This window comes from Microcoleus sp. MON1_C5 (genome assembly GCF_036701875.1).
In the GTDB taxonomy this organism is placed as follows: domain Bacteria; phylum Cyanobacteriota; class Cyanobacteriia; order Cyanobacteriales; family Microcoleaceae; genus Microcoleus.
This window is the reverse complement of the sequence record NZ_JAUBRN010000047.1, coordinates 16,324-41,736: the sequence shown is the minus strand read 5'-3', so window position 1 is coordinate 41,736 and position 25,413 is coordinate 16,324. Positions and strand designations below refer to the sequence as shown.

The 25,413-nt window shown below is 46.4% G+C and carries 23 protein-coding genes and 2 tRNA genes; 18 read left to right on the top strand and 7 right to left on the bottom strand.

Annotated elements, in window-relative coordinates; all coding sequences use genetic code 11:
- Nucleotides 1-227 precede the first annotated feature (227 nt).
- Nucleotides 228-1,766 carry a DEAD/DEAH box helicase family protein gene (locus tag QUA71_RS20925; RefSeq protein ID WP_333287920.1) on the bottom strand — a complete coding sequence of 513 codons (1,539 nt, stop codon included), beginning with the start codon at nt 1,764-1,766 and terminating at the stop codon, nt 228-230.
- 432 nt (nt 1,767-2,198) lie between these two features.
- Between QUA71_RS20925 and QUA71_RS20920 the strand changes: the two genes are divergently transcribed.
- The 7 genes from QUA71_RS20920 to mutT all read left to right on the top strand — a co-directional run bounded on the left by QUA71_RS20920 (nt 2,199) and on the right by mutT (nt 8,247).
- Nucleotides 2,199-3,005 (top strand): class I SAM-dependent methyltransferase, encoded by an 807-nt coding sequence (locus tag QUA71_RS20920; protein WP_333287918.1) that lies wholly within the window; start codon nt 2,199-2,201, stop codon nt 3,003-3,005.
- A 142-nt stretch (nt 3,006-3,147) separates the two neighbouring features.
- Nucleotides 3,148-4,236, top strand: a complete 1,089-nt coding sequence (ald, locus tag QUA71_RS20915) for an alanine dehydrogenase (protein WP_333287916.1) — start codon at nt 3,148-3,150, stop codon at nt 4,234-4,236.
- A 263-nt stretch (nt 4,237-4,499) separates the two neighbouring features.
- Nucleotides 4,500-4,581, top strand: a tRNA-Leu gene (locus QUA71_RS20910).
- A gap of 73 nt (nt 4,582-4,654) precedes the next feature.
- Entirely contained in the window at nt 4,655-5,431 is a 777-nt protein-coding gene (locus tag QUA71_RS20905; protein ID WP_333287914.1) for an RNA methyltransferase, read from the top strand.
- A 706-nt stretch (nt 5,432-6,137) separates the two neighbouring features.
- On the top strand, nt 6,138-7,097 hold the full coding sequence (locus QUA71_RS20900; protein WP_333287912.1) for an RNA polymerase sigma factor, RpoD/SigA family: 960 nt from the start codon (nt 6,138-6,140) through the stop codon (nt 7,095-7,097).
- Nucleotides 7,098-7,319: 222 nt separating this feature from the next.
- Nucleotides 7,320-7,661: a DUF760 domain-containing protein gene (locus QUA71_RS20895; protein WP_190733183.1), complete on the top strand. Its 342-nt coding sequence runs from the start codon at nt 7,320-7,322 to the stop codon at nt 7,659-7,661.
- Between the two features lie 181 nt (nt 7,662-7,842).
- Nucleotides 7,843-8,247, top strand: coding sequence for an 8-oxo-dGTP diphosphatase MutT (gene mutT / locus QUA71_RS20890; RefSeq protein ID WP_190733181.1), 405 nt, complete (start codon nt 7,843-7,845; stop codon nt 8,245-8,247).
- Between the two features lie 54 nt (nt 8,248-8,301).
- On the opposite strand, the gene QUA71_RS20885 is transcribed toward mutT, so the two are convergent.
- Complete coding sequence (locus QUA71_RS20885; RefSeq protein ID WP_333287910.1) at nt 8,302-9,540, bottom strand: histidine kinase; 1,239 nt, start codon at nt 9,538-9,540, stop codon at nt 8,302-8,304.
- Between the two features lie 89 nt (nt 9,541-9,629).
- Here QUA71_RS20885 and QUA71_RS20880 point away from each other — a divergent pair, with 89 nt between their 5' ends.
- The 3 genes from QUA71_RS20880 to QUA71_RS20870 all read left to right on the top strand — a co-directional run bounded on the left by QUA71_RS20880 (nt 9,630) and on the right by QUA71_RS20870 (nt 14,156).
- The gene (locus tag QUA71_RS20880; protein WP_333287908.1) at nt 9,630-11,318 is read left to right on the top strand and encodes a DUF2079 domain-containing protein; all 1,689 of its coding nucleotides are present in this window, start codon (nt 9,630-9,632) and stop codon (nt 11,316-11,318) included.
- 251 nt (nt 11,319-11,569) lie between these two features.
- Entirely contained in the window at nt 11,570-12,757 is a 1,188-nt protein-coding gene (locus QUA71_RS20875; RefSeq protein WP_190661880.1) for a glycosyltransferase family 4 protein, read from the top strand.
- Nucleotides 12,758-12,911: 154 nt separating this feature from the next.
- Nucleotides 12,912-14,156, top strand: coding sequence for an MFS transporter (locus QUA71_RS20870; RefSeq protein ID WP_333287906.1), 1,245 nt, complete (start codon nt 12,912-12,914; stop codon nt 14,154-14,156).
- A gap of 95 nt (nt 14,157-14,251) precedes the next feature.
- On the opposite strand, the gene QUA71_RS20865 is transcribed toward QUA71_RS20870, so the two are convergent.
- Nucleotides 14,252-14,325, bottom strand: a tRNA-Arg gene (locus QUA71_RS20865).
- A 78-nt stretch (nt 14,326-14,403) separates the two neighbouring features.
- Here QUA71_RS20865 and moaC point away from each other — a divergent pair.
- The 3 genes from moaC (at nt 14,404) to QUA71_RS20850 (ending at nt 15,637) form a co-directional block, all read left to right on the top strand.
- A complete protein-coding gene (gene moaC, locus QUA71_RS20860) occupies nt 14,404-14,925 on the top strand; it encodes a cyclic pyranopterin monophosphate synthase MoaC (RefSeq protein WP_333077685.1) in 522 nt (173 codons plus the stop codon).
- A gap of 88 nt (nt 14,926-15,013) precedes the next feature.
- A complete protein-coding gene (locus tag QUA71_RS20855; protein WP_006633890.1) occupies nt 15,014-15,271 on the top strand; it encodes a 2TM domain-containing protein in 258 nt (85 codons plus the stop codon).
- A gap of 63 nt (nt 15,272-15,334) precedes the next feature.
- Entirely contained in the window at nt 15,335-15,637 is a 303-nt protein-coding gene (locus QUA71_RS20850; protein WP_190661874.1) for a DUF3181 family protein, read from the top strand.
- A gap of 74 nt (nt 15,638-15,711) precedes the next feature.
- Here QUA71_RS20850 and murJ read toward each other — a convergent pair whose 3' ends face one another.
- Entirely contained in the window at nt 15,712-17,325 is a 1,614-nt protein-coding gene (gene murJ / locus QUA71_RS20845; protein ID WP_333287904.1) for a murein biosynthesis integral membrane protein MurJ, read from the bottom strand.
- Between the two features lie 400 nt (nt 17,326-17,725).
- Between murJ and sfsA the strand changes: the two genes are divergently transcribed.
- The gene (gene sfsA, locus QUA71_RS20840) at nt 17,726-18,463 is read left to right on the top strand and encodes a DNA/RNA nuclease SfsA (RefSeq protein ID WP_333287902.1); all 738 of its coding nucleotides are present in this window, start codon (nt 17,726-17,728) and stop codon (nt 18,461-18,463) included.
- A 1-nt stretch (nt 18,464) separates the two neighbouring features.
- Here sfsA and QUA71_RS20835 read toward each other — a convergent pair whose 3' ends face one another.
- Together QUA71_RS20835 and QUA71_RS20830 are read right to left on the bottom strand one after the other, a co-directional pair.
- The gene (locus QUA71_RS20835) at nt 18,465-18,692 is read right to left on the bottom strand and encodes a ketohydroxyglutarate aldolase (protein WP_190661868.1); all 228 of its coding nucleotides are present in this window, start codon (nt 18,690-18,692) and stop codon (nt 18,465-18,467) included.
- 150 nt (nt 18,693-18,842) lie between these two features.
- The gene (locus QUA71_RS20830; RefSeq protein ID WP_333287899.1) at nt 18,843-20,120 is read right to left on the bottom strand and encodes a S8 family serine peptidase; all 1,278 of its coding nucleotides are present in this window, start codon (nt 20,118-20,120) and stop codon (nt 18,843-18,845) included.
- Between the two features lie 518 nt (nt 20,121-20,638).
- Here QUA71_RS20830 and QUA71_RS20825 point away from each other — a divergent pair.
- Nucleotides 20,639-20,791, top strand: a complete 153-nt coding sequence (locus QUA71_RS20825; protein WP_333287897.1) for a hypothetical protein — start codon at nt 20,639-20,641, stop codon at nt 20,789-20,791.
- Between the two features lie 14 nt (nt 20,792-20,805).
- Here the strand turns inward: QUA71_RS20825 and QUA71_RS20820 are convergent, their stop codons facing one another.
- On the bottom strand, nt 20,806-21,369 hold the full coding sequence (locus QUA71_RS20820) for a PEP-CTERM sorting domain-containing protein (protein WP_333287894.1): 564 nt from the start codon (nt 21,367-21,369) through the stop codon (nt 20,806-20,808).
- On the opposite strand from QUA71_RS20820, the gene QUA71_RS20815 reads away from it, so the two are divergent.
- The 3 genes from QUA71_RS20815 (at nt 21,362) to QUA71_RS20805 (ending at nt 25,405) form a co-directional block, all read left to right on the top strand.
- A complete protein-coding gene (locus QUA71_RS20815; RefSeq protein WP_333287892.1) occupies nt 21,362-21,610 on the top strand; it encodes a hypothetical protein in 249 nt (82 codons plus the stop codon). The genes QUA71_RS20820 and QUA71_RS20815 overlap by 8 nt on opposite strands.
- 352 nt (nt 21,611-21,962) lie before the next feature.
- On the top strand, nt 21,963-23,285 hold the full coding sequence (locus tag QUA71_RS20810) for a 3-isopropylmalate dehydratase large subunit (protein ID WP_333077709.1): 1,323 nt from the start codon (nt 21,963-21,965) through the stop codon (nt 23,283-23,285).
- Nucleotides 23,286-24,646: 1,361 nt separating this feature from the next.
- The gene (locus QUA71_RS20805; RefSeq protein ID WP_333287890.1) at nt 24,647-25,405 is read left to right on the top strand and encodes a DNA-binding protein; all 759 of its coding nucleotides are present in this window, start codon (nt 24,647-24,649) and stop codon (nt 25,403-25,405) included.
- The last annotated feature ends 8 nt before the right edge of the window (nt 25,406-25,413 follow it).

Sequence of the window (25,413 nt, the reverse complement as noted above, 5' to 3'; positions counted from 1 at the left end):
AGTGGATATTGAGATTATACTCTACTTTGGCAATCTTCAATCTTCCTTATAATCATCATTTTTTTCTCCCCATTTTGCTGGCGATGCCGCTGCTTTTTAGTCGCCTCTCGGTTGACTCCGTAAATCGATTGTAGATTGTAGTTTTTAAATAGACCTAGGACTGATTTAATTATCTAGCCATCTTTTCGCTAAGACTACCCATCCCACAACTAACTTATTTAGGCTTACTACCAGGGAATTTCATCATTGTCTTCTCCCCATTTGGCGGGTGATTCTGCTGCTTTTTTGGTTGTCTCTCGGTTGACTCCGTAAATGGGTGTTGGTTTGACAGTTTCTAATTTCTGATATTCTGGCTTTGGCGGTTCTATTTGTGTTTGTGGTTGGGGTTTGTGAGGCTGCATTCCTCCTCTGCGGCGTTGAGAAGTTCTTTCTTCGCTGGTGTCTTCGGTGACGACTTCGTAGAGAATTGCTAACTTATTTACATCGCTGCTTTTGCGGAGAACTCGACCCAATCGCTGAATGTATTCGCGTTCGCTGCCCGTACCTGACAATATGATAGCAATTCTGGCATCAGGAACGTCAACTCCTTCGTTGAGGACGTGGGAGGCGACAAGGGTTTTGTATTCGCCGCTGCGAAAGCGATCGAGGATTTCGTGGCGTTCTTTGACTGGGGTTTGGTGGGTAATTGTGGGGATGAGAAATTCTTGGGAAATTCGGTAAACTGTGGCGTTGTCTCCGGTAAAAATTAGGGTGCGCTGGGGAGAGTGTTCTGCTAGTATTTGGGCTAAGATTCGGAGTTTGCCTTCGGTACAAAGGGCGATTTCTTTGGCTTGGCGATGGGCTAGCATGGCGCGCCGTCCCAAGGGCGATCGCGCGCTTGCCATGATAAACTGTTTCCAACCATCCAGGCTGGATATTCTGATGTTAGACTGTTTTAAGAAGTCGTTGCGAATGTTGATTAATTCGGCGTAGCGGTCGGTTTCTTCTGTTGACAGTTTTACCATGATTTGAACTATTTTATGGTCGGCTAAAGCATCGCCTGCCAAATCTTCGGGTCTTTTGCTAAATACTGTCGGGCCGATGAGGAAATGCAAATCGCTGTGGCGGCCATCTGTGCGATCGGGTGTAGCTGTGAGTCCGAGTTTAAAAGGCGCGATCGCATATTCGGAAATTACTCGATAAAAGTCTGTTGGCAAATGGTGGCATTCGTCAAAAACCAGCAAGCCGTATTTATTGCCCAAGGTTTCTGCATGAATACTTGCACTGTCGTAGGTTGCCACTAAAATTGGCGTTTTGTCCCGCGAACCTCCGCCCAACAATCCGATTTCGATCTCGGGAAAAGCTGCTTTTAAATTAGCGTACCACTGGTGCATTAAATCGAGAGTTGGTACTACAATTAATGTACTGCGACCAGTGACTTGCATGGCTAATTGCGCCAGATAAGTTTTGCCGGAAGCGGTAGGGAGGACGACTACTCCTTGGCTTCCTGCTTCCTGCCAAGCTGCGAGGGCCTGTTCTTGATGTGGGTAAGGCTGCATTTCCACGCTGGGTACGAGTTCGAGTAGTTCGTATCCCCTAGCTTCGTCAGTGAAGTGAATGCACTCGGCTTGGAGGCATTCTACCAGCGGGCGGTAGTGAATGGCTCGAATCCGGTATTTTTCCACGCGATCGTCCCATGTCGCAAAGTCCACCCAGTCTCTGCCTTTGGGCGGCGGGTGTAGCAGTAGCGTTCCGCGATCGAATGTTAAGGTAGGTATTCGTGGCATTTGTTTTGAGACCCGCGGAGTGCAAGCCTGTTAAATTATAAGTGACCGATACAATATATTGACAGCAGAATCTCTATCAGCTATTATTTAATCACATCTATTAAACGCTAATGTATTTTAAACTTAAATAGCGTTAACTTAAAATTAAAGAGTCATCCTTTCAGGATTGTCAAAGTCAATATTTCTTTTTTCTCCTTCTGTACATCATCAGGGGTTCCCCTATAAAAATATCGTTCACAAATCACAGAGAATTACCCGGGCATTTTTTGTGATAGACCAAATTGCCCAAATGTCAAAAATGTAACAAAAATGTAGTAAGGACTTTAGTCATTGCTTCTAAATTGACAAAAGGACGTAGGTACTCACGACAAAATGCTTGGTATTGATTAGATATTTTTTCAAGGCTTCGAGTTCTATTATCATCCGAATAATATGTTTGATTTTATAGAATACAAGAAAAAATTTTTACAAGCGACTAAGGACTGGAATAACGAGAAGTGGAATAATTTAGATGACAATCCCTTCCTGCTTTCGGCCCCAAGGCTTCAAGATTGTCACGTTAAGAATTGTCGCTTTGTTGAAAGTCGATTAAAGATATTGGAATATCTACCTAAAAATAGTGTGGTGGCTGAGGTGGGAACTCAATACGGGCGCTTTGCCGAAAAAATTATGGCTATTGCCAAGCCCAAAAAGCTGCATTTGATCGATTATAATTTTGATTTATTCAAAGCAGAAATCAGCAACAAACAAAAAAGTCTAGTTCAAGAAGGGATAGAAAATGGAACTGTAGAGCTTCACGAAGGCGATTCTTCGACAATTTTAAGGAGCTTTCCTGATGAGTATTTTGACTGGATGTATATCGATGCCGACCACGCATATCAAGGTGTATGCAAAGATATTCAGCAAGGTTATACAAAAGTTAAAGCCGAAGGAATGATGGTTTTTAACGATTACACGAATTGGTCGGTATGCGAGGTAATGCCTTACGGTGTGGCGAAAGCAGTCAATGAGTTTTGTATTGCCAATAACTGGGAACTCGTATTTTTTGCCTTTCAGTCCCTAGGCTATCACGATGTTGCAATAAGGAAAAATACTGGGGAAACGGCAGTGCGAATTCCGTTGCAGGAAACCAATTCCGAATTGCAGAATTACCAATATCAAATTCAACAGCTACAGTTACAGTTGGAACAAGCTAAAAAGACGATCGAGTGTCTGGAAAATGATCGATTTGCGAAATAGCGATCGCACTGGCGGAAAATCCCACAAAAATTCTCCTAGCCCAGCCGGATTGCCAAATCTAAAATCTACAAGAGTATTGTCCCGCTGGGGATGGTTTTTAGGTTAGATTCGATCTACATATGCCTGAGATTAGAGGTTATAGATGGAAATAGGCGTCCCCAAGGAAATCAAGGATTTAGAGTTTCGGGTCGGGCTCAGTCCCACAAGTGTCCGGGCTTGTTCGGACAAAGGCCACACAGTTTTTGTGGAAACGAATGCTGGTGCTGGGGCCGGTTTCGCGGACGAGGACTACGTTGAAGCAGGCGCTAAGATTGTTTTAAAGGCTTCAGATGTCTGGAATCGCGAACTAATTGTTAAAGTTAAAGAACCGCTGCCTGCTGAGTATCCGCTGATGCAAAAAGAGCAGTTGCTGTTTACATATTTGCACTTGGCGGCCGATCGCACATTAACTGAGCATTTAATCAATAGCGGAGTCCAGGCCATCGCCTACGAAACCGTCGAACTCCCTGACAGAAAATTGCCGCTGCTGACGCCGATGAGTATTATTGCAGGGCGTTTGGCCGTGCAGTTCGGAGCTCGGTTTCTGGAACGACAGCAAGGTGGCCGGGGCGTACTTTTGGGCGGCGTACCGGGGGTAAGACCGGGTAAAGTTGTGATTTTGGGCGGCGGCATCGTCGGCACAGAAGCAGCCAGAATTGCTGTAGGAATGGGCGCGAGAGTGCAGATATTAGACGTAAATGTCGATCGCCTAGCCTATTTAGAAACTCTGTTCGGTTCCCGAGTAGAATACCTCTATAGCAGTCCTTTGCAAATTGAAGCAGTTATCCCCGATGCTGATTTGTTAATCGGTGCGGTTTTGGTCTTAGGTAAAAAAGCTCCGGTGCTGGTTTCTCGCGAATTTGTTGCGAAGATGCACCCCGGTTCTGTGATTGTTGACGTAGCCGTTGACCAAGGCGGCTGCGTGGAAACTTTGCGGGTAACTTCTCACACAAATCCTACTTATGTTGAGGAAGGAGTCGTGCATTACGGCGTGCCCAATATGCCCGGGGCAGTGCCTTGGACTGCGACTCAAGCTTTGAATAACAGCACTTTGCCTTATGTTTTGCAGTTGGCAAATAACGGGATTAAAGCTTTGGAAATGAATCCGAGTTTGGCGAAAGGATTGAACGTGCAGAATCACCGATTGGTGCATCCGGCCGTGCGCGAGGTTTTCCCCGATTTGGTCGATTAGATTCCCCTTTTTTCAGCAAATCCCGTAGGGTGCGTCAGATCAAAGCTTGTGGATTATTAATAACGGGACGCGATCTGACGCACCCTACTCAACTACACAGCGTTTTGCGATGTTTAGCTAACAGTAAATTCTCCAAACTAAAGGATTTCTCAACCCGAACAGTAATTTGTGCAAAATATTACTCGCAGCCCAGAAAAAAATAAATTCCCCAAAACACTTGACAGATTCGCGAACTTATGGCAAAGTAGTAATTCGTGACCGATGCGGAACTGGCGGAATTGGTAGACGCGCATGATTCAGGTTCATGTGGTGCAAGCCTTCCGGGTTCAAGTCCCGGGTTCCGCATTCCAAAGGCAGAAGGAAGTTTGGGGTTAACCCGGTAAAGGCAATAACCCCATTCGCTCTGCTGAATTAAACAATGCTGACAAGTATTCAAAACCCCCTAGTTAAAGAAATTCGCAAGCTGCACAGCTCGAAGGGACGCAGGGAACAACAATTATTTTTACTCGAAGGGACGCACTTGCTCGAAGAAGCTTGCGCTGCCAAATACCCGCTAGCAACGGTTTGCTGCACTCCCGAATGGCTGGATCAGCACGAGAAACTTTGGGAGCAAGTTGGTAATTTAGCCGATCGCACAGAATTAGTAAGTGCAAAAGTGTTAGAGTCGATCGCCACTACAGTCCAACCCGACGGCATTATCGCCACCGCACCCCGCACCGCAACAGAGCCCGCAGAATTGTCAACTTTAGGAATAGCCCTAGAAACAATCCAAGATCCCGGCAACTTGGGGGCGATCGTCCGCACGGCTGCGGCTGCTAATGCCGACGGTTTGCTGCTGAGCGCAGACAGCGCCGATTTAGACCATCCCAAAGTGCTGCGCGCCTCGGCAGGAGCTTGGTTTAAGCTGCCAATGACAGTCAGTCCAGATTTAACGGCCGAAGTCTCCGCCTATAAAAATCGAGGAATGCAAATTTTAGCAACCGTCGCCGGGGCCAGTTTAAGTTATTGGGAAGTAGATTTGCGAGTGCCGACTCTGATAGTTTTGGGGAACGAAGGCTCTGGCTTGTCGGAAGAATTGAGGAGTTTGGCCGATCGACAAATCCAAATTCCCCTGAGTCGTGGCGTAGAATCTTTGAATGTGTCGATCGCCGCAGCCCTCATGTTGTACGAAGCTCAACGGCAAAGAACTGATTAGACTTATTGCATAAATTTTTGATTGATAGGGAAACCACAGATAAACGCAGATAAACGCAGATTCATTTCCAGATAGGAGAGCGAATGCCTGCAATTCAAATCTGTTATTTAATTGTTAATTAATCCTTATCTGTAGGGCGGGTTCATCAATATGTGTAACTTCAAATTTATACCCTTGGACAGACGGGTGGCCTGAAACCGGGTTTTTCAACCAAAATACCTCCTTACAGCCCGCAGATTCGGTAAAAAGGCCGGTTTCTTGGGTCCGAGTGCGCTCGCCAAATGAAGCTGGCGGGCATTTAAATTGTATTTTTCACTTGCGCTGTGCCCCAGCGTTTCCTCCCCCTCTCCCCATCTACCCCTCTGAGATGTGGCGGATGTTGTTTACATTGATGCAAACTATAAAGCCAGGAAAGCGGGTACTCTCGTATCAACAGTCCTGGCTGGTATGAAATAAATATGAAGAAGTGTAGCCAAGTGTTCTCACAAATGTTAAGATTCTTAACATAACGTAGTATTGTGCACGCCCCAACCAAAACCTAACCTGAGATGGTGCTGACTGGGAGTAGTAGCTCGCTACCATAAAATTAAGCCTCTTTAAATGGAAGGAAAGCGCAAGTCCCCGCCCGCTTTCCTTCCCAGCTAAAGCTAGGGGTTTGCGACTACCGCAAACCTTTAGAGGCACAGATCCTCAGCGGGAAAAGCTCATGAAAACTCTTAAGTCCTCAGATACAGATTCTGTTCGCGCTTACTTGCGGGAAATCGGCCGCGTTCCCTTGTTGACCCATGAGCAAGAAATACTCTTCGGGAAACAGGTACAGCGCTCAACCGCACTGCATCAGGAGAAAGATATTTTAGCCGAAGAGTTAGGCCGCGACCCGACGGCGGCTGAATGGGCACAGGCAGTTGGGCTGTCTGAGGCACAGTTGCAGCGGACGATCGAGCAGGGGGAAAGGGCAAAGCGCCAAATGGTGGAAGCGAATCTCCGCCTGGTAGTGTCTGTTGCCAAGAAATATATCAAGCGCAACGTAGATTTACTGGATCTAATTCAGGAAGGCACGATCGGGATGCAGCGGGGAGTAGAAAAATTTGACCCGACTAAGGGCTACAGATTTTCTACTTATGCTTATTGGTGGATTCGTCAGGCAATTACTCGGGCCATCGCCGAAAAAGGCCGCACCATCCGCTTGCCGATCCACATCACCGAAAAGCTCAACAAAATTAAAAAAGCTCAGCGCCAACTTGCTCAACAGCTTGGTCGTGCGGCCACGGCTGCTGAATTGGCATCAGAGCTCGAATTGACTCCCAAACAGATTCGCGAATATCTCGATCGCGCGCGCCTGCCACTTTCCCTGGACTTGCGCGTGGGAGACAATCAAGATACAGAGTTGGGCGATTTGTTGGAAGATACGGGTACTACCCCGGAAGATTTTGCCCTGCAATCTTCCCTGCGGACTGACTTAGACCACCTGATGGCGGAACTGACTCAGCAACAGCGAGAAGTGCTCGCCTTGCGGTTCGGTTTAGAAGACGGGCAAACCTTAACTTTGGCAAAAATAGGCGATCGTCTCAACATCAGTCGGGAACGAGTGCGGCAAATAGAACGGGAAGCTTTGACCAAACTCCGCAAGCGCAAGCAAGATATCAACGATTATCTAGCCAGCTAGGTAGATTGGGGATTGGCGATCGGGTCCCCCCCCACTTGCAATCCCCAATCTAAAATCGTAAAAACCGCCGCTTTTAATTCGGTTGTGCCCACTTGGTTGCTATGACTGTCCTGCTACATTAGTAATTACTTAGTAATAAAGATCAGCAGCGATCAGATAAGGGTTATTTAATTTAACCGCCCGCGTCTAACATAACAAGCTGTGTCTGAAACGGAGGTACTCGTGAGCAACTCATCTAATAAATCCCCAGAATTCTTTGAAGAAGACGGAGAAAATACCAACTTATTATGGCAATACGTGCAGTCAATGGCTCCGGACACAGTTTCTCAGTTGTCTAAGCCGACTTCTCACGAAGTGTTTCAAGTAATGGAGCGAAATATTGTTGGACTTTTGGGGAATTTGCCTTCGGAACACTTCGGGGTGACAGTGACTACCAGTCGCGAACATTTGGGTAGATTGCTCGCCTCGGCTATGATTAGCGGTTATTTTCTAAAAAATGCCGAACAGCGAATGACTTTTGAAAAGTCCCTACAAGCCAGTGAGAGACACGGCTCGGACGATTAGTAGATTTTGAACATTTAAGTGATCCAAGTGTCAAGCCCCCCCTCGCAAGATGGGGGCTTAATATTTTAGATTTTAGATTTTAGATTTTAGATTTTAGATTTTAGATTTTAGATTAAATAATTGAAGAATTATTGATATTATTCTTAAATTCCCAATACCCAATACCCAATACCCAATTAATATGTCTCTTCCTCCTTTGGCCCACAAAGTTATCGGCGTTGCTGCAATCTGGAACGATCGCCAACAAATTTTGATTGACAAGCGCCGACAACATGGACTGCACGGGGGTTTCTGGGAGTTTCCGGGCGGAAAAATAGAGCCTGGGGAAACAATCGAAGCTTGCATAAAACGGGAAATTATGGAGGAGTTGGGGATTGTCGTAGAAGTTGGCGATCGCTTGATTACAATTGACCACGACTACACTAAATTTACAGTTAGACTATACGTGCACCACTGCCGCCACGTCAGCGGTGAACCGCAAACGATTGAATGCGATGAAATTCGCTGGGTGACACTGGACGAAATTGACCAATTTACTTTTCCCAAGGCAAACGCACAGATTATTACTGCACTGCGGAAAAGTTGAGCTGTAATATAAAATTCGGTTGCTACTGAACAACTGACAAATGACAGCTAACTTTTATTTTTGGACGGGCAGAGTAAAGTGAAAACAACTGCCTCTATCGGGTATAGAATCTACCCAAATTTGACCGTAGTGGGCGCGGATGATGCCTTGACACAGAGACAGTCCAATGCCGTAACCGTCTGTTGATTTATCTCGCTGCAAGCGAAAGCTGTCTTCAAAAATGCTCGCGCAATCTTCTTCAGGAATTCCGGGACCGCTGTTGCAAATGCTGACTTGAACTTTGTAAGCGGTGCGGTGGAGAATGGAAAGATTAACAGTTCCTCGGTCTGGGGTGTACTTGCTGGCGTTGTCAAGCAGGTTGACCATGACTTGTTTGATGCGATCGGGATCGGCATAAACCAAGGGCAAATCTGCGGGAATGTCTGTTTCTAAGTTCAGACTTTTCGCATGAAATTTGTCTTGAAACTGCAAGATTACATCTTGACAAATCGCCCCCAGTTCAATTCTTTTTGGTTCAATGTGGAGTTGAGCGTTTGTACCCCGGGCTGCTTGCAGGATATCTGTAATCATACGATCGACAATTTGGATTTGGCGGCGGGCTTGTTTCATCAAATGAGCCGCCAGACTCGGTGTCAAACGCGACTTTTCCCCCTCTTTCACCTTCTGACTTGACTCCAAAGTCTCCAAAGCCAAAGATGCTGCCGTCAAGGGATTACGCAAGTCGTGAGCTAGCATCGCAATAATCCGGTCTTTCAACTGCAACTGCTCTTGCAGGTGTTCTTTTTCCTGTTTGAGGCGAAAAACTTCATCAGAAAGCTGCACAAGTTCGGCGGCGCAAGCAACGGAATAGATGGGTTTTGGGTTAGTCAGGCTTTCAGCAAGTGCTGGGGCTGACTGCTGCTGAGCTGCGTATTCTTCTACAGAACGCTTCCAGCGGGGCCACCAGTGTTCGAGTTGGGCGATCAAATTGCTGCCGGCGAGAGTTTGTCGCGGCTCGGGATGAATTTTGAGCAGCGAGGGAGTGGCTACAAGTTTAAAGTGTTCGGCTAAATCGGGCTGTTCTCCTACGTCGATGATTTGAAGCTCAAAGTCGCACTCTGCCTTCAAATCCTTTAGGGACTTGCGGATGTGTCTGGTCTGTTCCCGGGAAGAGGAACGCTTGTCTACAAACAGCAAAAGCTGTAAAAGCGGTGCGGAATTGACCTGCTGTTCGGGAGAACAGTCAGTGCCACTGGTGCCGGGTGTTGGATGGACGCTGTTGAGCTTTTCGATCGGGTGAAAATAATTGAGCATTGCCGAGCCGAGTTATTTCACTTCTACTTTAATTTAATACTTACTTTAGATTTATGCTATTGTCCGATAATTTCATTACAAGCGGGCAGATGATATTTTTGAGATGGAAGAAAAATGAGTCGCTGCGGGTGGTGGTTCAAGTAGCGGCCGCCTTTTTTGTGCTGTGCCTGTTGCTGACGCTGCACCGCTACTACAGCTTTTACGCTACTTACGACCAAGGCATTTTCAATCAACTTTTTTGGAACGGCACTCGGGGTCACTTGTTTGAGAGTTCCCTCTCTTCGGCTTTGTCCACTAATGTGGTTCACCAAAACCAGCTCCCGGAAGTATCTTACTATCGGTTGGGGCAGCATTTCACCCCCGCGCTAATGCTGTGGTTGCCAATTTACTCGCTGTTTCCCTCGCCCGTCACTTTGACTGTGTTGCAGGTGACTTTAATTACGGCGGCGGGAGGAGTGCTCTATGCTCTCGCCAGACACTATCTGGAACCGAGGCTGTCGGCGACAATTGTTGTGAGCTATTACTGCGCTAACGCGGTTATCGGCCCGACTTTGGGCAATTTTCACGATATTTGTCAAATGCCGCTGTATGTCTTTAGCTTGCTGCTGGCGATGGAGAAGCGCTGGTGGCCGCTGTTTGGGATTCTGGCAACTTTAATTTTGGCCGTGCGAGAAGATGGGGGAGTTGTTTTATTTGGCGTCGGAGTTTACCTGATTTTGAGCCGGCGCTACCCGAGGACTGGTTTAGCCGTCTGCATACTCAGTTTTGGTTATATGATCGTCCTGACCAATCTGATTATGCCTTTGTTTTCTGCTGATATATCCCAGCGGTTTATGATGGAACGCTTCGGTCAATATGCCGATGGAGATGAAGCTTCTACTCTAGAAATTATTTGGGGAATGGTGAGCAATCCCGGGCGGTTGCTGGCTCAATTATTTACGCCGTTTTTTGGTAAGATTAGATACCTCCTTGGTCAGTGGTTGCCATTAGCTTTGGTTCCCGCTTTCGCGCCTGCGTCTTGGATGATAGCTGGATTTCCGCTACTGAAGCTATTTTTAGCGAAAGGAGAGTCGGTGCTGGCGATTAATATTCGCTATGCGATGACTGTGGTTCCAGGGCTTTTTTATGGGGCGATTCTCTGGTGGGCCCAGCGTCAAAAGGAAGAAGATAGAATGGTGAAAGAGGAAAGAATGTTTTTGCGTTTTCCTTCTGCTTTATTTCCTCTGCCTTCATCTTCAAAGTTTCGCCGCTTTTGGGCGTTTTGCATCTGTTTGTCGCTATTTTTTACCTTCACTTCTAACCCAAATCGGACTTTTTCTTTGATTTTGCCCGATGCGATCGATCCTTGGGTGCAGGTTCCTCTCGTCAGACAATGGCAGCACGTTTTGCAAGTGCGGCCGCTGTTGGCTCAAATTCCTGCTGATGCTAGCGTGGCAGCAACGAATACTATTGTGCCGATTTTGTCAAGTCGCCGGGAAATTCTCAGGTTTCCGATGTTTGAACTCCGCAATGATGCGGGGAAGGCAGTGAAGATGGAATATGTAATTGCGGATCTCTGGCAGTTGCAGCAGTATCAGGCTGCGTTTCGCGCGGAACGGGGACAGTTGCGGGAGATCGTACCGGCGATCGATCGAATGTCCAAATCGGGAGATTACGGAATTGTTGGCTTTGAAGACGGCGCGATTTTGATGCGTCAGGGTGCTGTTTCTAATTCTGCATCGGTTGCTGCTTGGACCAGTTTTCGCCGCGAATTGGAGCCGATTTTGAAGAAAGGGTAAGCGGGTAGACGAGCTCGCCATTGCTTGCTTCAGTGGCTCAAATCTTGAGGAAACCTGTTTTTTTGGCAGCAATGGCGATCGAGCAATTTCGTGCAAAAACCAGGTTTAGGCATGATTTTCTGTCTTTGTTGCTGCCAAAAGTCAGGCATTGGGCATCAACTTACGATCGACTCAAATTTGAGGCTGATTATTATACAATAAATCTGTTAATCCTAAACATTAAGATATATAAATTATTTGGAGGGAGAAAGATGAAAATTTTGGTATTGGCATGGGAGTTTCCTCCCAGAATCGTAGGCGGTATCGCCCGCCACGTATCGGAACTATATCCAGAATTGGTGAAGCTGGGGCACGACATTCACTTAATTACAGTAGAGTTCGGCCATGCGCCGATGTACGAAGTGGTGGAAGGAATACGTGTGCATCGCGTGGTTGTGGGACACGCCAAGGACTTTTTTCACTGGGTGGCGAACCTCAACCAAAGCATGGGTCACCAAGGCGGGAAACTGATGCTTGAGGAAGGCCCCTTTGATATCATCCACGCTCACGATTGGTTAGTGGGAGATGCGGCGATCGCCCTCAAGCATACTTTTAAAGTACCGCTAATTGCCACCATCCACGCCACGGAATACGGGCGCTTCAACGGCATCCACAACGAAGGGCAGCGCTATATTAACGCCAAGGAAAACGACCTCGCTTACAACGCTTGGCGGGTAATTGTTTGCAGCGATTATATGCGGCGGGAAGCCGAACGGGTACTATCGACTCCGTGGAACAAAATAGAGGTAATTTACAACGGAATCAGGTCGGAAAAAAAGCCCCGCTGGCACGAATTTGACGCGATGAACTTCCGCCGCCAGTTTGCGGCAGACGACGAAAAAATAGTCTATTATGTAGGAAGAATTAGCTACGAAAAAGGCATTGCTGTATTTCTGAATGCTGCACCTAAAGTAATTTGGGAAATGGGAGGTAAAGCGAAAATTGTAATTGTTGGCGGCGGCAATACAGACCATCTCAAACACTTAGCTTGGAATTTAGGAATTTGGAATAAGTGTTATTTTACTGGCTTCATGTTTGAGGAACATCTCGACAAATTCCAGACGGTGGCTGACTGCGCGGTTTTCCCGAGTCTTTACGAACCTTTTGGGATTGTAGCATTAGAAAGCTTTGCTGCAAGGGTGCCGGTGGTTGTGTCGAATGCGGGCGGACTTCCAGAGGTGGTGGTGCACAGTAAAACTGGCGTTGTTACTGAGGCAAACAATCAGGATTCTTTGGCCTGGGGAATTTTGGAGGTGCTGAAAAATCCGGGTTACGCGCGGTGGTTGGTTGACAATGCTTATGAGGATTTGGAACGCCGATTTAGTTGGCAGAAGTTGGCGATGGAAACCGAGTGGGTTTATCACCGGGTTGTGGAGGAAAGGGCTGAGGTTGATTGGTAAGAATGCTGACTGTTGACTGTTGACTGTTCACGGTTGACTGTGAGTAGAATATCAAGTTTTTTTGTTGCAAATATTAAGAAATTGTAACACAATGATATAGATACACTCGACCTCAGCTTGAGCGCACTCAGAAGATTTAAAGGGAATTAGCATCTTGAATATTTTTAGGGACATCGATCCCCAACCCAGACGCAGCTTGCTGACTTTATTCACCGCAGGGCTGCTATTCTGGTCAAGTTTGGCTTCGCTGCTGCCAACTTTGCCGCTGTACGTTCAATTTGTGGGCGGTACAAAACAGCAAATTGGCTTTGTGATGGGTGCATTTGCGATCGGACTTTTGCTATCGAGGCCGCAATTGGGTAAAATAGCCGACAGCAGAGGGCGAAAACAAGTTTTGCTTCTAGGTGCGTCAGTCGCTGCGATCGCCCCTTTGGGCTACCTGCTAGCTCAATCTATCCCCTTACTGTTACTTATTCGCGTTTTTCACGGCATTAGTATCGCCGCTTTTACTACAGCTTACAGCGCTTTGGTAACAGATTTATCGCCGCCAGGAAAGCGGGGCGAATTAATTGGTTACATGAGCTTGGTGAATCCTATTGGTTTAGCAGTTGGGCCAGCTATTGGCGGATTTGTGCAAGCTTGGGTTGGTTATACTCCTTTGTTTGCGATGTCGGCGGCGTTCGCTGCAATGGCTGTATTTTTTACCTGTAAAATTGCGGAACCTAATTTTGCAGATTTAACACTCTCGGACTCGCTATCTCAGGACAAAAATAGCCAAAAATACTGGCAAATGCTCTGGAATCCGAGAGTGCGGATTCCGGCTTTAGTGTTATTGGTGGTTGGTTTAGTATTTGGAACTTTGAGCACTTTTATGCCTTTGTTTCTCCAAGAAACCAAGGCTAATTTGAATCCTGGATTATTTTATTCTACGGCGGCTATCGCCAGTTTCGGTATACGGTTGCTCACGGGACGGGCTTCGGACAAATACGGCCGCGGCTTGTTTATTTCTGGCGGCTTAATCTGTTATGCCGTATCTATGTTATTGTTGTATTTTGCTAACAATAGCAGTGCTTTTTTAATAGCAGCTTTGGTTGAAGGTTGCGCGGGCGGTACGGTTTTGCCGATGATGGTAACCCTGATGTCGGACAGGTGCGAACCTTATGAAAGGGGCCGCTTGTTTTCGCTTTGTATTGGCGGATTTGATTTGGGAATTGCGATTGCAGGGCCGACTTTAGGCTTTGTTGCTGAACAAGTTGGCTACAGAAATATGTTTGGTTTTGCGGCTGGACTCGCTGGCTTGGCTTTGCTGGTTTTTATTACTCTGTCGAGCAAGGGGTTGTCTCATTCGATGAAATTTGCGATCGGTCGAGGCAAAGATATTTATGCTTTGAATCAGTAAACGTACCAAATTAAAAAAGTTATGAATCTTGAATCTTGAGTTGAATTAATTTCTTAATTCAAAACTCAAAACTCAAAATTCATAACATTTAGTAGTGGGCTTGGAGGGATTCGAACCCCCGACCTCATGGTTCGTAGCCATGCACTCTATCCAACTAAGCTACAAGCCCCTGTTGAGTTCAGATTTAATCTAAAATTGATTAAGTTCTTTTCTCACAGAATCTAACAGTAACACCATTACCAAAATAATGCAAGACCTTTCCCAAACTTTTTCTAAATTGCCCGATGTGGCACAGCTAACTCACCTCGACAACAGCGGGGAAGCCCAAATGGTGGACGTTTCGGCGAAGGTGCCGACTGTGCGACAAGCTGTAGCTGCAGGCCGGGTGCGGATGTTGCCGGAGACTTTTGCAGCGATTGAAGCGGGGAATGCGCCGAAAGGTGATGTGTTGGGCACTGCAAGGCTGGCTGGAATTATGGCGGCGAAACAGACTGCACATTTGATTCCTCTGTGTCACCCTCTGCCGCTGAGTAGCGTGGAGGTGCAGGTGATGCCGGATGCTGGGTTGCCGGGGTATCAAATTCGGGCGACGGTGAAAATTAAGGCAGAAACAGGGGTGGAAATGGAGGCGCTGACGGCGGTTTCGGTGGCGGCGCTGACTTTGTACGATATGGCTAAAGGATTGGAAAAGTCGATCGCCATTGAGTCAATTCGACTGGTGAGTAAAAGTGGCGGCAAGTCTGGAGACTATGAAAATGTAGAGGCATAAGTTTCCTGCCGAAAGAGGGATGCAGCATTAAAAAAGCTGCACTTATGATTAAAATAGGCACTGAACTACTAATATCAAGTGAAAAACTATGCCTCCTCGTTGGCCCCGCAAACCCGATCGCAATGATCCCGAGTACCGCCGCTTAGATGACCGGATGAATTTTGCTATCCACGTCGGTCTTTTTTCTGCTACCAATTCAGGTTTGTGGTTTGTTCACAATTTGCAAAAGGCTGATTGGCCTTGGGCAATTTCGGTAACGGGTGGATGGGCTCTAGTAGTTTTGGCCCACGCGATTTACCATTTTGCGATCGCCGATTATTCGCCACTCACCAAAGATTCTGGCTGAAGGCAGTTGGCGGCGATTTGTTAAGTCTTTTGATTGATAACAAATAACTTTCGGCTTTTTGATATGGCTAATACTACACAGGCGATCGAATCCTTAGCAGCCGAAATCGGCGAAAATGTCTACATTGACATTGCCAAGTGGCATTTGTATCTCAATGACGCCCACCTGCATACCGTTGTTGCCCAACAACTTTATTCAATGCTGGAAGATGGCAATTTAGATGCTGACAAAGTTGAACGAGTTTTGCAAGGAATTCCAGTCAAGTTGGGCGGCGGCAAGCGGGAAGTGCCACTGGCAGATTTAATTCCGATGCAGTGTCAAGTTCAATTGATGGATGTTCTTGAGGAATTTCAGCGGAAAATGTAAAGTAAAGGGCGGGTTTTGTACGCAGATTGTGGGCGTTGTGTCTGGTATTTCGCCCTTAACCCGCCCCGACAATTTTATTTGCGAAAACGCCCCCGAATGCGATCGACAAACATATCAACTTCCGGCAACTTCATCTGACTGACAAACACGGCAAAAACTCCTAACCCTACAAAACTTGCCACACTCAACTGCACTAATTGAATTACCAAACCTTCAGTACCCAAAACTCTTTGACAGGCTTGCAGAGTAGCCAAGGTAACGAATGCAGTTAGAGAACTGCCAGAAGTTAACCCCAGAAAAGTCAAACTCCACTGCCCCCAAGGCAGGCCACCCAGCTTTTTATCTAATAAGTACAAAAGCATAACCATCGAAAGAAGATTCACTCCCACCGTCGCCAAAACTAATCCGGGTGCGCCAAAAGCTCCTACTAACAAATAATCTAGTAGTCCGTTCAAAAAGATATTGATAATACTGACACGAAAAGGGGTTTCTCCGTCTCCCAAAGCGTAAAATACCCGTACCACAACGTCGCGTCCCAAATACACAAACATTCCAATACTGTAAGCCATCAATATCGGCGTGACAAACTCCGACGCTGACCGATCAAAAGCATAGCGTTCGTAAACCACGCGGACGATTGGCCCAGCCAGCGTTACCATTAAAGCGCTCAGCGGCAGCATCGTAATCCCGGTCAAAACTAAAGATTGACGAATTTTATCTTTTAATTCCGGCCAGTCTTTGGGTTCGGTGAGCCGAGAAAAGATCGGCAAAAATGGCACTAAAATTACATTAGAAATGATGCCTAAAGGAGTCATAACTAACAAGCCACTGTAACCCAGCGCAGAGGCAGCTTGAGGGATGTAGGATGCAAAAAATAGGTCTGTATAGACGTTAATTTGCAGCATTCCCGATGATAAGGTAGCAGGAACCATCACCTTAATTACTTCTTGCACTCCGGGGCGTTTAAAATTAAACCGCAAACGCAATGTTCCCAGGCCCGCGCGCCACTGCGCCACCAGTTGCACCAACCACTGCAAAACTGCGCCCGCTAAAGTTCCCCAAGCTAACACTAAGCCACCAATTAGTGCGTATTCTGGTTGAATAATTTTGTCTCCGAGTTGCAGTGCGAGAAACCCCAAACCGCCGACAAGTGCAACGCTGGAAAATAAAGGGCTAATCGAAGGCAACCAATACATATCGGCCGCGTTGAGAGTGCCGAAACCAATGCCGATCAAGCCTGAAAGTAATGCCATCGGCGCCATAATCCGAAATTGCTGGACGGCAATTGCTTTGATTTCTAAACCTTCTGCTGTTCTATTTAATCCCGGTGCTACCAAATCGATCAGCGGATCGGCAAAAATAATTAAAGCGATCGTCACCAACAGCAACAAGCCACCGACTAAGGTGGTGATAGTCTCGACTAAAGGTGCTGCTTCTTTTTTATCCCGGCGGGCTAAAACACTGACTATGGCGCTGTGAAATGGCCCGTTAATGCCTCCGAGCAAAATAAATAAGAAACCGGGGATGACGTAGGCGTAGTTGTAGGCATCGACGGCGACACCGACTCCAAAGGCTGCGGCGATCGCAATTTGGCGCACCATGCCGAAGACTTTGCTAATTAGAGTGGCGAGTGCGACAATGCCGGCAATCCCTGCGAGGGAACGAGAGGGCTTCTGTAATTGGGACACAAATGGTTACAAACGCTAATGCTAAAAGGATTCACTTATTTTAATCGCGAATCGGGAGAATCATATCACGAACTCATAAAACTTCTAGGGGGAATTGCGCTTATACCAATTTTATCGATATTACTGACTTGCGGAAATTCAATAATCGATCGGGACTATTCGTCCTAACTACAAACCGCCGTTTCGTGGTATGATGCGTCAATCTACAATCTACAATCTACAATCTACTATTTAAAAATGATGAAACAAGTGAGTTGATAAAAGCAGATAAATAACATATAGTTGATAACTGATGACCGATTGTGTTAGCTCCCAGACTTATTTCAAAAGTTCGGAACCCGGGATTGGGTTATAGTTTAAATTTAAACTCAAGAATCTAAAATCTAAAATCTCAAATCTAATGAGTGGCTTAATTTACAAATATCCTCCTCTTTTACCCGGAATTCTCATCAAACGTTACAAGCGATTTTTTGCCGAAATTGAACTTGATTCGGGAGAAATAATCACCGCGCACTGTCCGAATACTGGCCCGATGACTGGTGTTTACATTCCCGGCAATCCAGTGCTAGTATCTCCCAGCGACAATCCTAAACGCAAGTTAGCTTATACTTGGGAATTAATTAAAGTTTGCGACACTGTGCCAACTTGGGTGGGAGTTAATACTGGGCTGCCAAATCGAGTAGTTAAATTAGCTTTGGAGTTAAAATTGTTTCCCCAGTTGGGCAATTACAGTTTAATTCAACCGGAGGTTGTTTATGGTACTGATAAAAAAAGTAGAGTGGATTTTTGGCTGACTGGTGAGGAAAAACCGATTTTTCTGGAAGTGAAAAATACAACTTGGGTAAAAGAGGAGTTGGCTCTATTTCCCGATACAGTGACGGAGAGAGGACAGAAACATTTGCGAGAATTGATGGAAGTGGTGCGGCATGGTTCGAGGGCTGTAATGCTGTATTTTATTAATCGCGGAGATTCTACGGATTTTGCTCCGGGGGATAGTGCCGATCGCCTTTACGGAGAATTGTTCAGACAGGCTATGAGTGAAGGTGTCGAAGTTTTGCCTTGTCGGTTTGACGTGACGCCGGAAGGGATTCGCTATTTGGGGTTAGCAAAACTGGATCTGCTAACCCTAAATGATTAGTTTAAATTGCCTGCATTTCTCGATCGACCTCGACACCAGCGACACCCGGTACGCTTCTTAGTCCTTCTAGCTTCGATTGAGAAACTTCTCCAGTGATGATGCCAGTAACAGCTAGCACCTGCTCCACTTTCATTCCCGCCGATTGTAAGGCAGTCACAACAGATTGAATTACCGATAAGTTTTGGTCATCAACAGTTACTATGATGCGCTCTACTTGTTCATCAGACATATTCAGCCTCCTTTGGGCTAAATCCATTGAGCTATTGTCCCTACTGTATAGTTAAATTCAGTGAATTATGTTTGTAGAAGGAGGTTTCTGAACAAAGAGAACCTCCTTCTACTCATAGGAAGTGCTCCCTAATTTCGATCGCTGTCGTGATTACGGAGCTTGTAGCAACCCACTTCCGACACGAGCATTTGGTAATGGTAGTGCCATAGCACGGGAAGTTAGCAATTGCCAAAGTTGAGAACCTCGTTTACCAGTCCATTGGGCATACAGGGCAGCGAGCCCAGCTACGTGAGGGGTAGCCATGCTGGTGCCATTGAAAGCATCATAACGCCCTTGATTCACAGGCACTGATGAGTATACTTCCACTCCTGGAGCGGCAATATTAACTTTAGCTCCTAGAGATCCGCCAGAGGTAGCCGAGAACGTAGCCACTTGGAGGCATTGATCGACGGCTGCCACAGCCATAATCGACGGGCTATTCGCTGGTTGTCCGACTTTTCCGGTTGGCCCGTTGTTGCCCGCGGCTGCCACGATGAGACACCCATTTTCGAGTGCCCGACGGCCGACAGTTTCGTAGGCAGTAGACGGTGTTGGAGTCTCATTTCCTAAGGACATCGAGATCACTTGACAGCCGTTGACGATCGCCCATTCCATCGCAGCGAGAATCCAGGCACTAGCGCCGCTACCAGCATTGCTCAACACTTTACCGACATAAATGGTCGATTCGTAAGCGATCCCGTACCGCCGGCCGTTCAGATCCTTGAACCCGCACGCTGTCCCAATGCAGTGGGTACCGTGACCGTTCTCATCTTGTACGTCCTCCCCAGGCACGAAGGATTTCGATACGATCGATCGGCCTACGAAGTCGGGATGTAATAGATCCATCCCCGTATCCAGCACCGCAACTTTCATTCCTTTACCAGTCAAGACAGAGTTCATGACCTTCGTTGCCTTCAGACCCCAAGTAGATTCGATATCATCAGCAAAACATCCTTGTTTGTTGATTCCTTCTACCTCTGTAGTAGTGGCTTTCTCGTACAGGTTATTCACCGCATCGCGATAGCCGCGCAAATAGTCTAGGGACAATCCATCGCCAATGGCGTAGAAAGTGCGCTCGGGTTCGATCGCCAGGATGGCGGAATCCTCTCCCGCTGATGTCATAATGCTGCTAAAAGCCCCTTCCTCTAGGGAGACGACAGCCACGCCGAGAGTTGGGAACACCGCTCCTCCTGCTGCCGAAATTTGGCCCAAGTCTAAAGCAGATTCCGGGAAATCGGCAGCATTTGCCAGTCCTCTGATACCAGCTTGGTCGCTCAAGAGGTCTAACCCTTCTCTCACCGAATCATCGCGGAAAGTAACAATGTAACGCCCTGTTGTTTCATCGCCCCGGGCAGTTCCTGGGATGGGAAAACTAGGTTGTTCAGACATAAAATACCTCTTATTGAGTGTTTGACGGTTTGACTGTGATGAGCAATCTCTCACAGCTTTCCTGACATTGATTCCTATTCAGGTTTAATTGCCGAAATTAAGCTGTCTTGCTCCTGATGAAACCCCGTATTTTTTTGTTAAGTCAATTAGCTTTGGATAATGCGTTTAGTTGCAAAAGAGAGTTATTTAATCCCAAGGCTGCTTCATTTTCCAAATCTAAGCTTGCCAAAGCAACTGACAAAACTGACTTAATCTGATTGCGGCGAAATTCTCATTTGTAGGACTTACGCTGCATTCCTTCAATTTTGACACTATGGGTACTTGTATGGTGCTCTGCGGCGCACCCTAAAAGTACAGTCTTTGCATGAGTCGTATAATAACAGTCGCTAGCTGTTAGTTACCAGTCGCATAATCGAGTGACTTGCATAATTTTTATTTTTGTGTTAATCGAAGTAGAGGCTATTGTAGAGATTAGTGGCGGAAAATAAAGTGATAGTTAATCGATTTTAGATTTTAGATTGAAGAAAGCGACCCCAGGGATTTATCCGGGGGCTTGTACCGTGGTTGTTTTTAGTCAGGACAAAATTTTACTATTAAATCCGCAAAATATAAATTTCTACATGGGAGGCGATCGCGCTTATGGGAAAAATGCGATCGCTTTCAACACCTAGCCCTGTAAAAAACCCTAACCTAGGCGTTTCTTAATCTTGAATACAAACAATCCTAATCCTGCAACAGCAAGGGCAGCAATATTGCTAGGTTCTGGCACTGCTTCGGCAATACTGAGAGAATTGATGCCCAAAGCCCGAGATCCCTCAGAACTGCTATAGACGAGTCGCGAAATGTTGGCAGTATCGCTGCGAACCCCGAGAAACTGCGCTGAATTATCTAGTGCTAATGAGGATGTTCCTTGTGTTGAAAAACTGCCTAACAAATTATTATTACTGTCAAATGCCGAGATCGATGCAGTGAATAAAAATGTATCATCTACCGCTATTTGCGTCCCGGCGGCCGCTACGGGGCGATCGCAGGTAATCGTTAGCGGATCTGGGTTTCCCAGCGCTGGCGGCGGGCCTGGCCTTAAACCTGTAAACAAAATGAAATCGCCGCTGGCAAAGTTGGTGGGAATGCCTGGTGAAGGCAAGGTTTGAAAAAGTAAGGGAGGCGTCACTCCTGGAGTTGTAGCCGGGGGAATATTGCCATTAATTCCGATTCCTTGTTCCGAGGTGACTGAGAAGGACTTGGGCAATACTTTAAACGGCGGCTGGATTGGCCCTAAAATCGGCCAATCAACGCTATCGCTCCCTCCCAAGGCCGCGCGATCGCCCACGAATGTAAGATTAACAGCTTCAACCGGCGGTGTTCATAGGATTAGCAGAGTGCCGATCGCAGTTCCCGCAGCGGATATTTTCAGCGATCGGGTTTTTGGGGCGATCGCTGGGAATTCCGAAGTGCGAGCGCTTTGTAATAGCTGCACTTTGAAAGGTTGAACTTTTTCGCCAATCCTAGTATTTTATCCCTGCGACCTCTCGATAAATTATTACCAAATTTTGGTCATACCCAAACTGAATGTTTAAATTAAGTTACCGTCCAATATACTTTACATTTTGATAATTCACTCTAATTATTTAACAACACATAGCATTACGCATAAATTCGTAATGTGGCGATTCCCCACCCTACAATTGATATTCAATGCAATTGAAAACTGCTATAAAGTTGGACAGCTTCCTAAAGTTGGAAGTACATCCGAGACATTTTCCTGCCTCAGTATCTTGGGTAACAGGGAATGTTTCGCTTACAATACACTTGTAGCATCTAATAAAAAAGAGCGATCGCACTATGGGAATGACTCTGACCGAAAAAATATTAGCCAAAGCATCAGGCCGCACTAAAGTCGAGCCCGGAGAAAATATCTGGGTAGAAACAGATGTATTAATGACCCACGATGTCTGCGGGCCCGGCACCATCGGCGTTTTCAAACGCGAATTCGGTGAGAATGCTAAAGTCTGGAACCCAGACAAAATCGTCCTCATTCCCGACCACTACATTTTCACCAACGACGAACGCGCTAACCGCAACGTCGATATTCTCCGCGATTTTGCCAAAGAACAAGGGATAAAATACTTTTACGACATCACGGATCGATCGGACTTCAAAGCAAATCCCGACTACAAAGGAGTTTGCCACATCGCCTTAGCACAAGAAGGCCACACCAGACCGGGCGAAGTGCTCTTCGGCACCGATTCCCACACCTGCAATGCCGGCGCTTTCGGACAATTTGCCACCGGTATCGGCAATACAGACGCGGCTTTTATCATGGGAACCGGCAAACTGTTAATCAAAGTTCCGGCAACCATGCGCTTTGTGTTCAACGGTGAACTGCCGGATTATTTGTTAGCAAAAGATCTGATTTTGCAGATTATTGGTGATATTAGCGTGGCCGGTGCTAACTACCGGACAATGGAATTTGCGGGCGATACAGTTGAGCGTTTGACGATGGAAGAACGGATGACGCTGTGCAATATGGTGATTGAAGCTGGCGGTAAAAACGGCACGGTTGCGCCCGACAAAACTACGTTTGATTACGTTACTTCTCGGACGGACAAACCCTTCGATTCATTTTACAGCGATGGGGATGCTAAATTTTATAGCGATCGCACCTACGATGTCAGCAAATTAGAACCCGTCGTTGCCAAACCCCACTCCCCGGACAACCGCGACTTAGCCCGCAACTGCCGCGATGTCAAGATCGATCGAGTTTACATCGGTTCCTGCACCGGCGGCAAAACCTCCGACTTTCTGAATGCCGCCCGCATTCTGAAAGGAAATCAAGTCAAAGTTCCGACTTATTTAGTACCCGCAACTCAGAAAGTTTACGAAGATTTGTTTGTCACAAAATACGAAGGTCAAACGCTTTCGGAAATCTTCTTAGCTGCCGGCTGCATCGAACCGGCAGCGCCTTCTTGCGCCGCTTGTTTGGGCGGCCCGAAAGATACTTTCGGGCGGATGAACGAACCGGAAATTTGCGTGTCTACAACCAACCGCAATTTTCCCGGCCGCATGGGGAATAAAGAAGCGCAAGTTTATCTGGCTTCGCCTTATACGGCAGCGGCTTCTGCCCTGACTGGGTATGTCACCGATCCGCGCGAATTCCTGTGTTAGAAAGTAGCTGATTTGACACTCCCCAGCCTAAAAGCCTGGGGATTCTTGGTTCTGGCGACATACCTTAAAACTATCTATCCTTGTGGCAATACTTAAACCAAATATCCGTTCAAAGGAACCAAATATCGAGCCTAATTTAGTTAGTCCCAGAGGGTTTTATCTCCCCAAGCGTTCGAGAATTACTTCTCCTGTTACCGGATGCCCTACGGTACGTTTTAACTTCCAAAAATTTAGTTTTCTGGTGTTGGCTTACGTTAGTCAGCCTAGCTATAGTCAGCCTAGCTATGTTTTTCGTGGTTTTCGCCACCCACTAACCATTATTATTTTCCGACCAGTCGTTTGAGCTTGGTGTCTCATGTGTATCGGCGGTTATTCTACCTGTGGTATAAGTATCATTGTACTCTACTTTAAATAGAATGGAAGGAAATTTGAAAAATAGATACTAACGCAACTAAACGATTAAAACAAAAATCGGCAATCAATTAAAGCCGTCCTATAAGGACGGGGCTTTAGACCCAATTATCTTGGTAAGGTGCTCTGCGGCGCCCCCGGAGGCCCCTGGAAGGTGCGCCGCAGAGTACCCTACGAGATGAATGTAACGTGTGCTTCGGCGCACCCGCAAAAATGAGTGTAAAATGACCTATAAAAAAGTAGGATGACGATATTAATGCCAAACTATCGCCGATTTTAGCTTCCTAGGGGAAGTTTATCCCTAACGCTTGTTACCTAGAATCGCACACCGCTATTTTCAGAGTCAGAAAATGTCTGGCGACTCCGCAATGCTGTAGGGGCGATTAAATCAGAATAACCTTTTGAAATTATTGGGCCGTTGTAATGCCAGACTACATTCATTTTTTGTGAAAATTACCTCCTAATCATACTCCCTATCCCAAGCATATTGGAGAGATAAAAGTTATATTTACACAATCTTTGCGAGGTCAAGGAACTTGGGTTCAAAATATGTCATTTTCTGGTTTCCCTAGTCTAGAAAGTGATGTTTGATATCGGCGCTTTTGGGGATATCCTATTTGCCAACAAGATGATTGTGAACGGCATTTAAACGATATTCACTACAATCCTGTTAAGTACAATTTAATTTATTGTCCGCATTGGTGGTATTATTTTAGCTTTAGCTTCTGGTTAAAAAAGATGTTTATTCAGTTGGTTGGTGCTGCTGTCGTTCTGGCATAAATCCAAAAATACCACATTTTGATGCCATTTCCTATAGACTAAGAGAATACATTCACAGGGCTTACGTAAAAATTGGTTTGACAGGCTACTTATAGGGGTAAGGTGCGCCGCAGAGCGCAACCCTATCATTGTGTAAGGTGTGCACTGCTTGAATTGACAGGAGATTTGCTTTGAAGACACTATTTTTGGCTTGGCAAAGCCCGCGCAGCGGTTCTTGGTTTCCGATTGGTCGATTGACATTTAACGGTAAAGAATATCAGTTCAATTATACAAATGGTGTTCTAGAAGCTAAACTTAAGTGCGGGTTTCAGCCCTTGCCATCTTTCCCGAATTTCAATAATGTTTACACTTCACAGAAAGTGTTTTCGTTGTTTTCTAATCGAGTGATGTCGCGATCGCGCCCTGACTACCCTGAATTTGTACAGTGGTTGAATATCCCTGAACACGAACATGACCCAATTGCTTTATTGGCGCGCAGCGGAGGCAAACGGGCAACTGATAAATTTGAGGTGTTCCCTTGTCCCGAACCAGATGAAAATGGACGTTACTGTATCCATTTTTTTGCAGATGGACTGCGATACCTATCAAAGTCGGCAATTGAACGGATTAATCGGCTTCAAGTGGGCGAATTTTTGTACTTAGCCCACGAATTTCAAAATCCGGGCGTTTCCCGTCTCCTTCTGTGTACTAAAGATCACTGGATTGTCGGCTATTGTCAGCGCTATCTTGTGGAGGATATTTTTGAAATTATGTCGCAGCACCCAGAAGTGGTTCGCGTAGAAGTCGATCGCCTCAATCAACCCCCAGCGCCGCTACAGTTTCGCTTGCTGTGCAAGATTACCGTCGATTGGCGAGACTTTCGCCCCTTCTCCAGTGCGATGTACCAGTCGGTTAGCAGTGATATTTTAGCTGCAAGTGCGATCGGATAATCAGCCAC

Coding starts and splice junctions, on each gene's coding strand:
- QUA71_RS20900 (WP_333287912.1), top strand. CDS start 6,138: ATGAAAACTCTTAAGTCCTCAGATACAGATTCTGTTCGCGCTTACTTG.
- moaC (WP_333077685.1), top strand. CDS start 14,404: ATGCAAGACCTTTCCCAAACTTTTTCTAAATTGCCCGATGTGGCACAG.
- QUA71_RS20875 (WP_190661880.1), top strand. CDS start 11,570: ATGAAAATTTTGGTATTGGCATGGGAGTTTCCTCCCAGAATCGTAGGC.
- QUA71_RS20925 (WP_333287920.1), bottom strand. CDS start 1,766: ATGCCACGAATACCTACCTTAACATTCGATCGCGGAACGCTACTGCTA.
- ald (WP_333287916.1), top strand. CDS start 3,148: ATGGAAATAGGCGTCCCCAAGGAAATCAAGGATTTAGAGTTTCGGGTC.
- QUA71_RS20880 (WP_333287908.1), top strand. CDS start 9,630: ATGATATTTTTGAGATGGAAGAAAAATGAGTCGCTGCGGGTGGTGGTT.
- QUA71_RS20830 (WP_333287899.1), bottom strand. CDS start 20,120: ATGTCTGAACAACCTAGTTTTCCCATCCCAGGAACTGCCCGGGGCGAT.
- QUA71_RS20850 (WP_190661874.1), top strand. CDS start 15,335: ATGGCTAATACTACACAGGCGATCGAATCCTTAGCAGCCGAAATCGGC.
- QUA71_RS20855 (WP_006633890.1), top strand. CDS start 15,014: ATGCCTCCTCGTTGGCCCCGCAAACCCGATCGCAATGATCCCGAGTAC.
- QUA71_RS20885 (WP_333287910.1), bottom strand. CDS start 9,540: ATGCTCAATTATTTTCACCCGATCGAAAAGCTCAACAGCGTCCATCCA.
- sfsA (WP_333287902.1), top strand. CDS start 17,726: ATGAGTGGCTTAATTTACAAATATCCTCCTCTTTTACCCGGAATTCTC.
- QUA71_RS20835 (WP_190661868.1), bottom strand. CDS start 18,692: ATGTCTGATGAACAAGTAGAGCGCATCATAGTAACTGTTGATGACCAA.
- QUA71_RS20905 (WP_333287914.1), top strand. CDS start 4,655: ATGCTGACAAGTATTCAAAACCCCCTAGTTAAAGAAATTCGCAAGCTG.
- mutT (WP_190733181.1), top strand. CDS start 7,843: ATGTCTCTTCCTCCTTTGGCCCACAAAGTTATCGGCGTTGCTGCAATC.
- QUA71_RS20810 (WP_333077709.1), top strand. CDS start 21,963: ATGGGAATGACTCTGACCGAAAAAATATTAGCCAAAGCATCAGGCCGC.
- QUA71_RS20920 (WP_333287918.1), top strand. CDS start 2,199: ATGTTTGATTTTATAGAATACAAGAAAAAATTTTTACAAGCGACTAAG.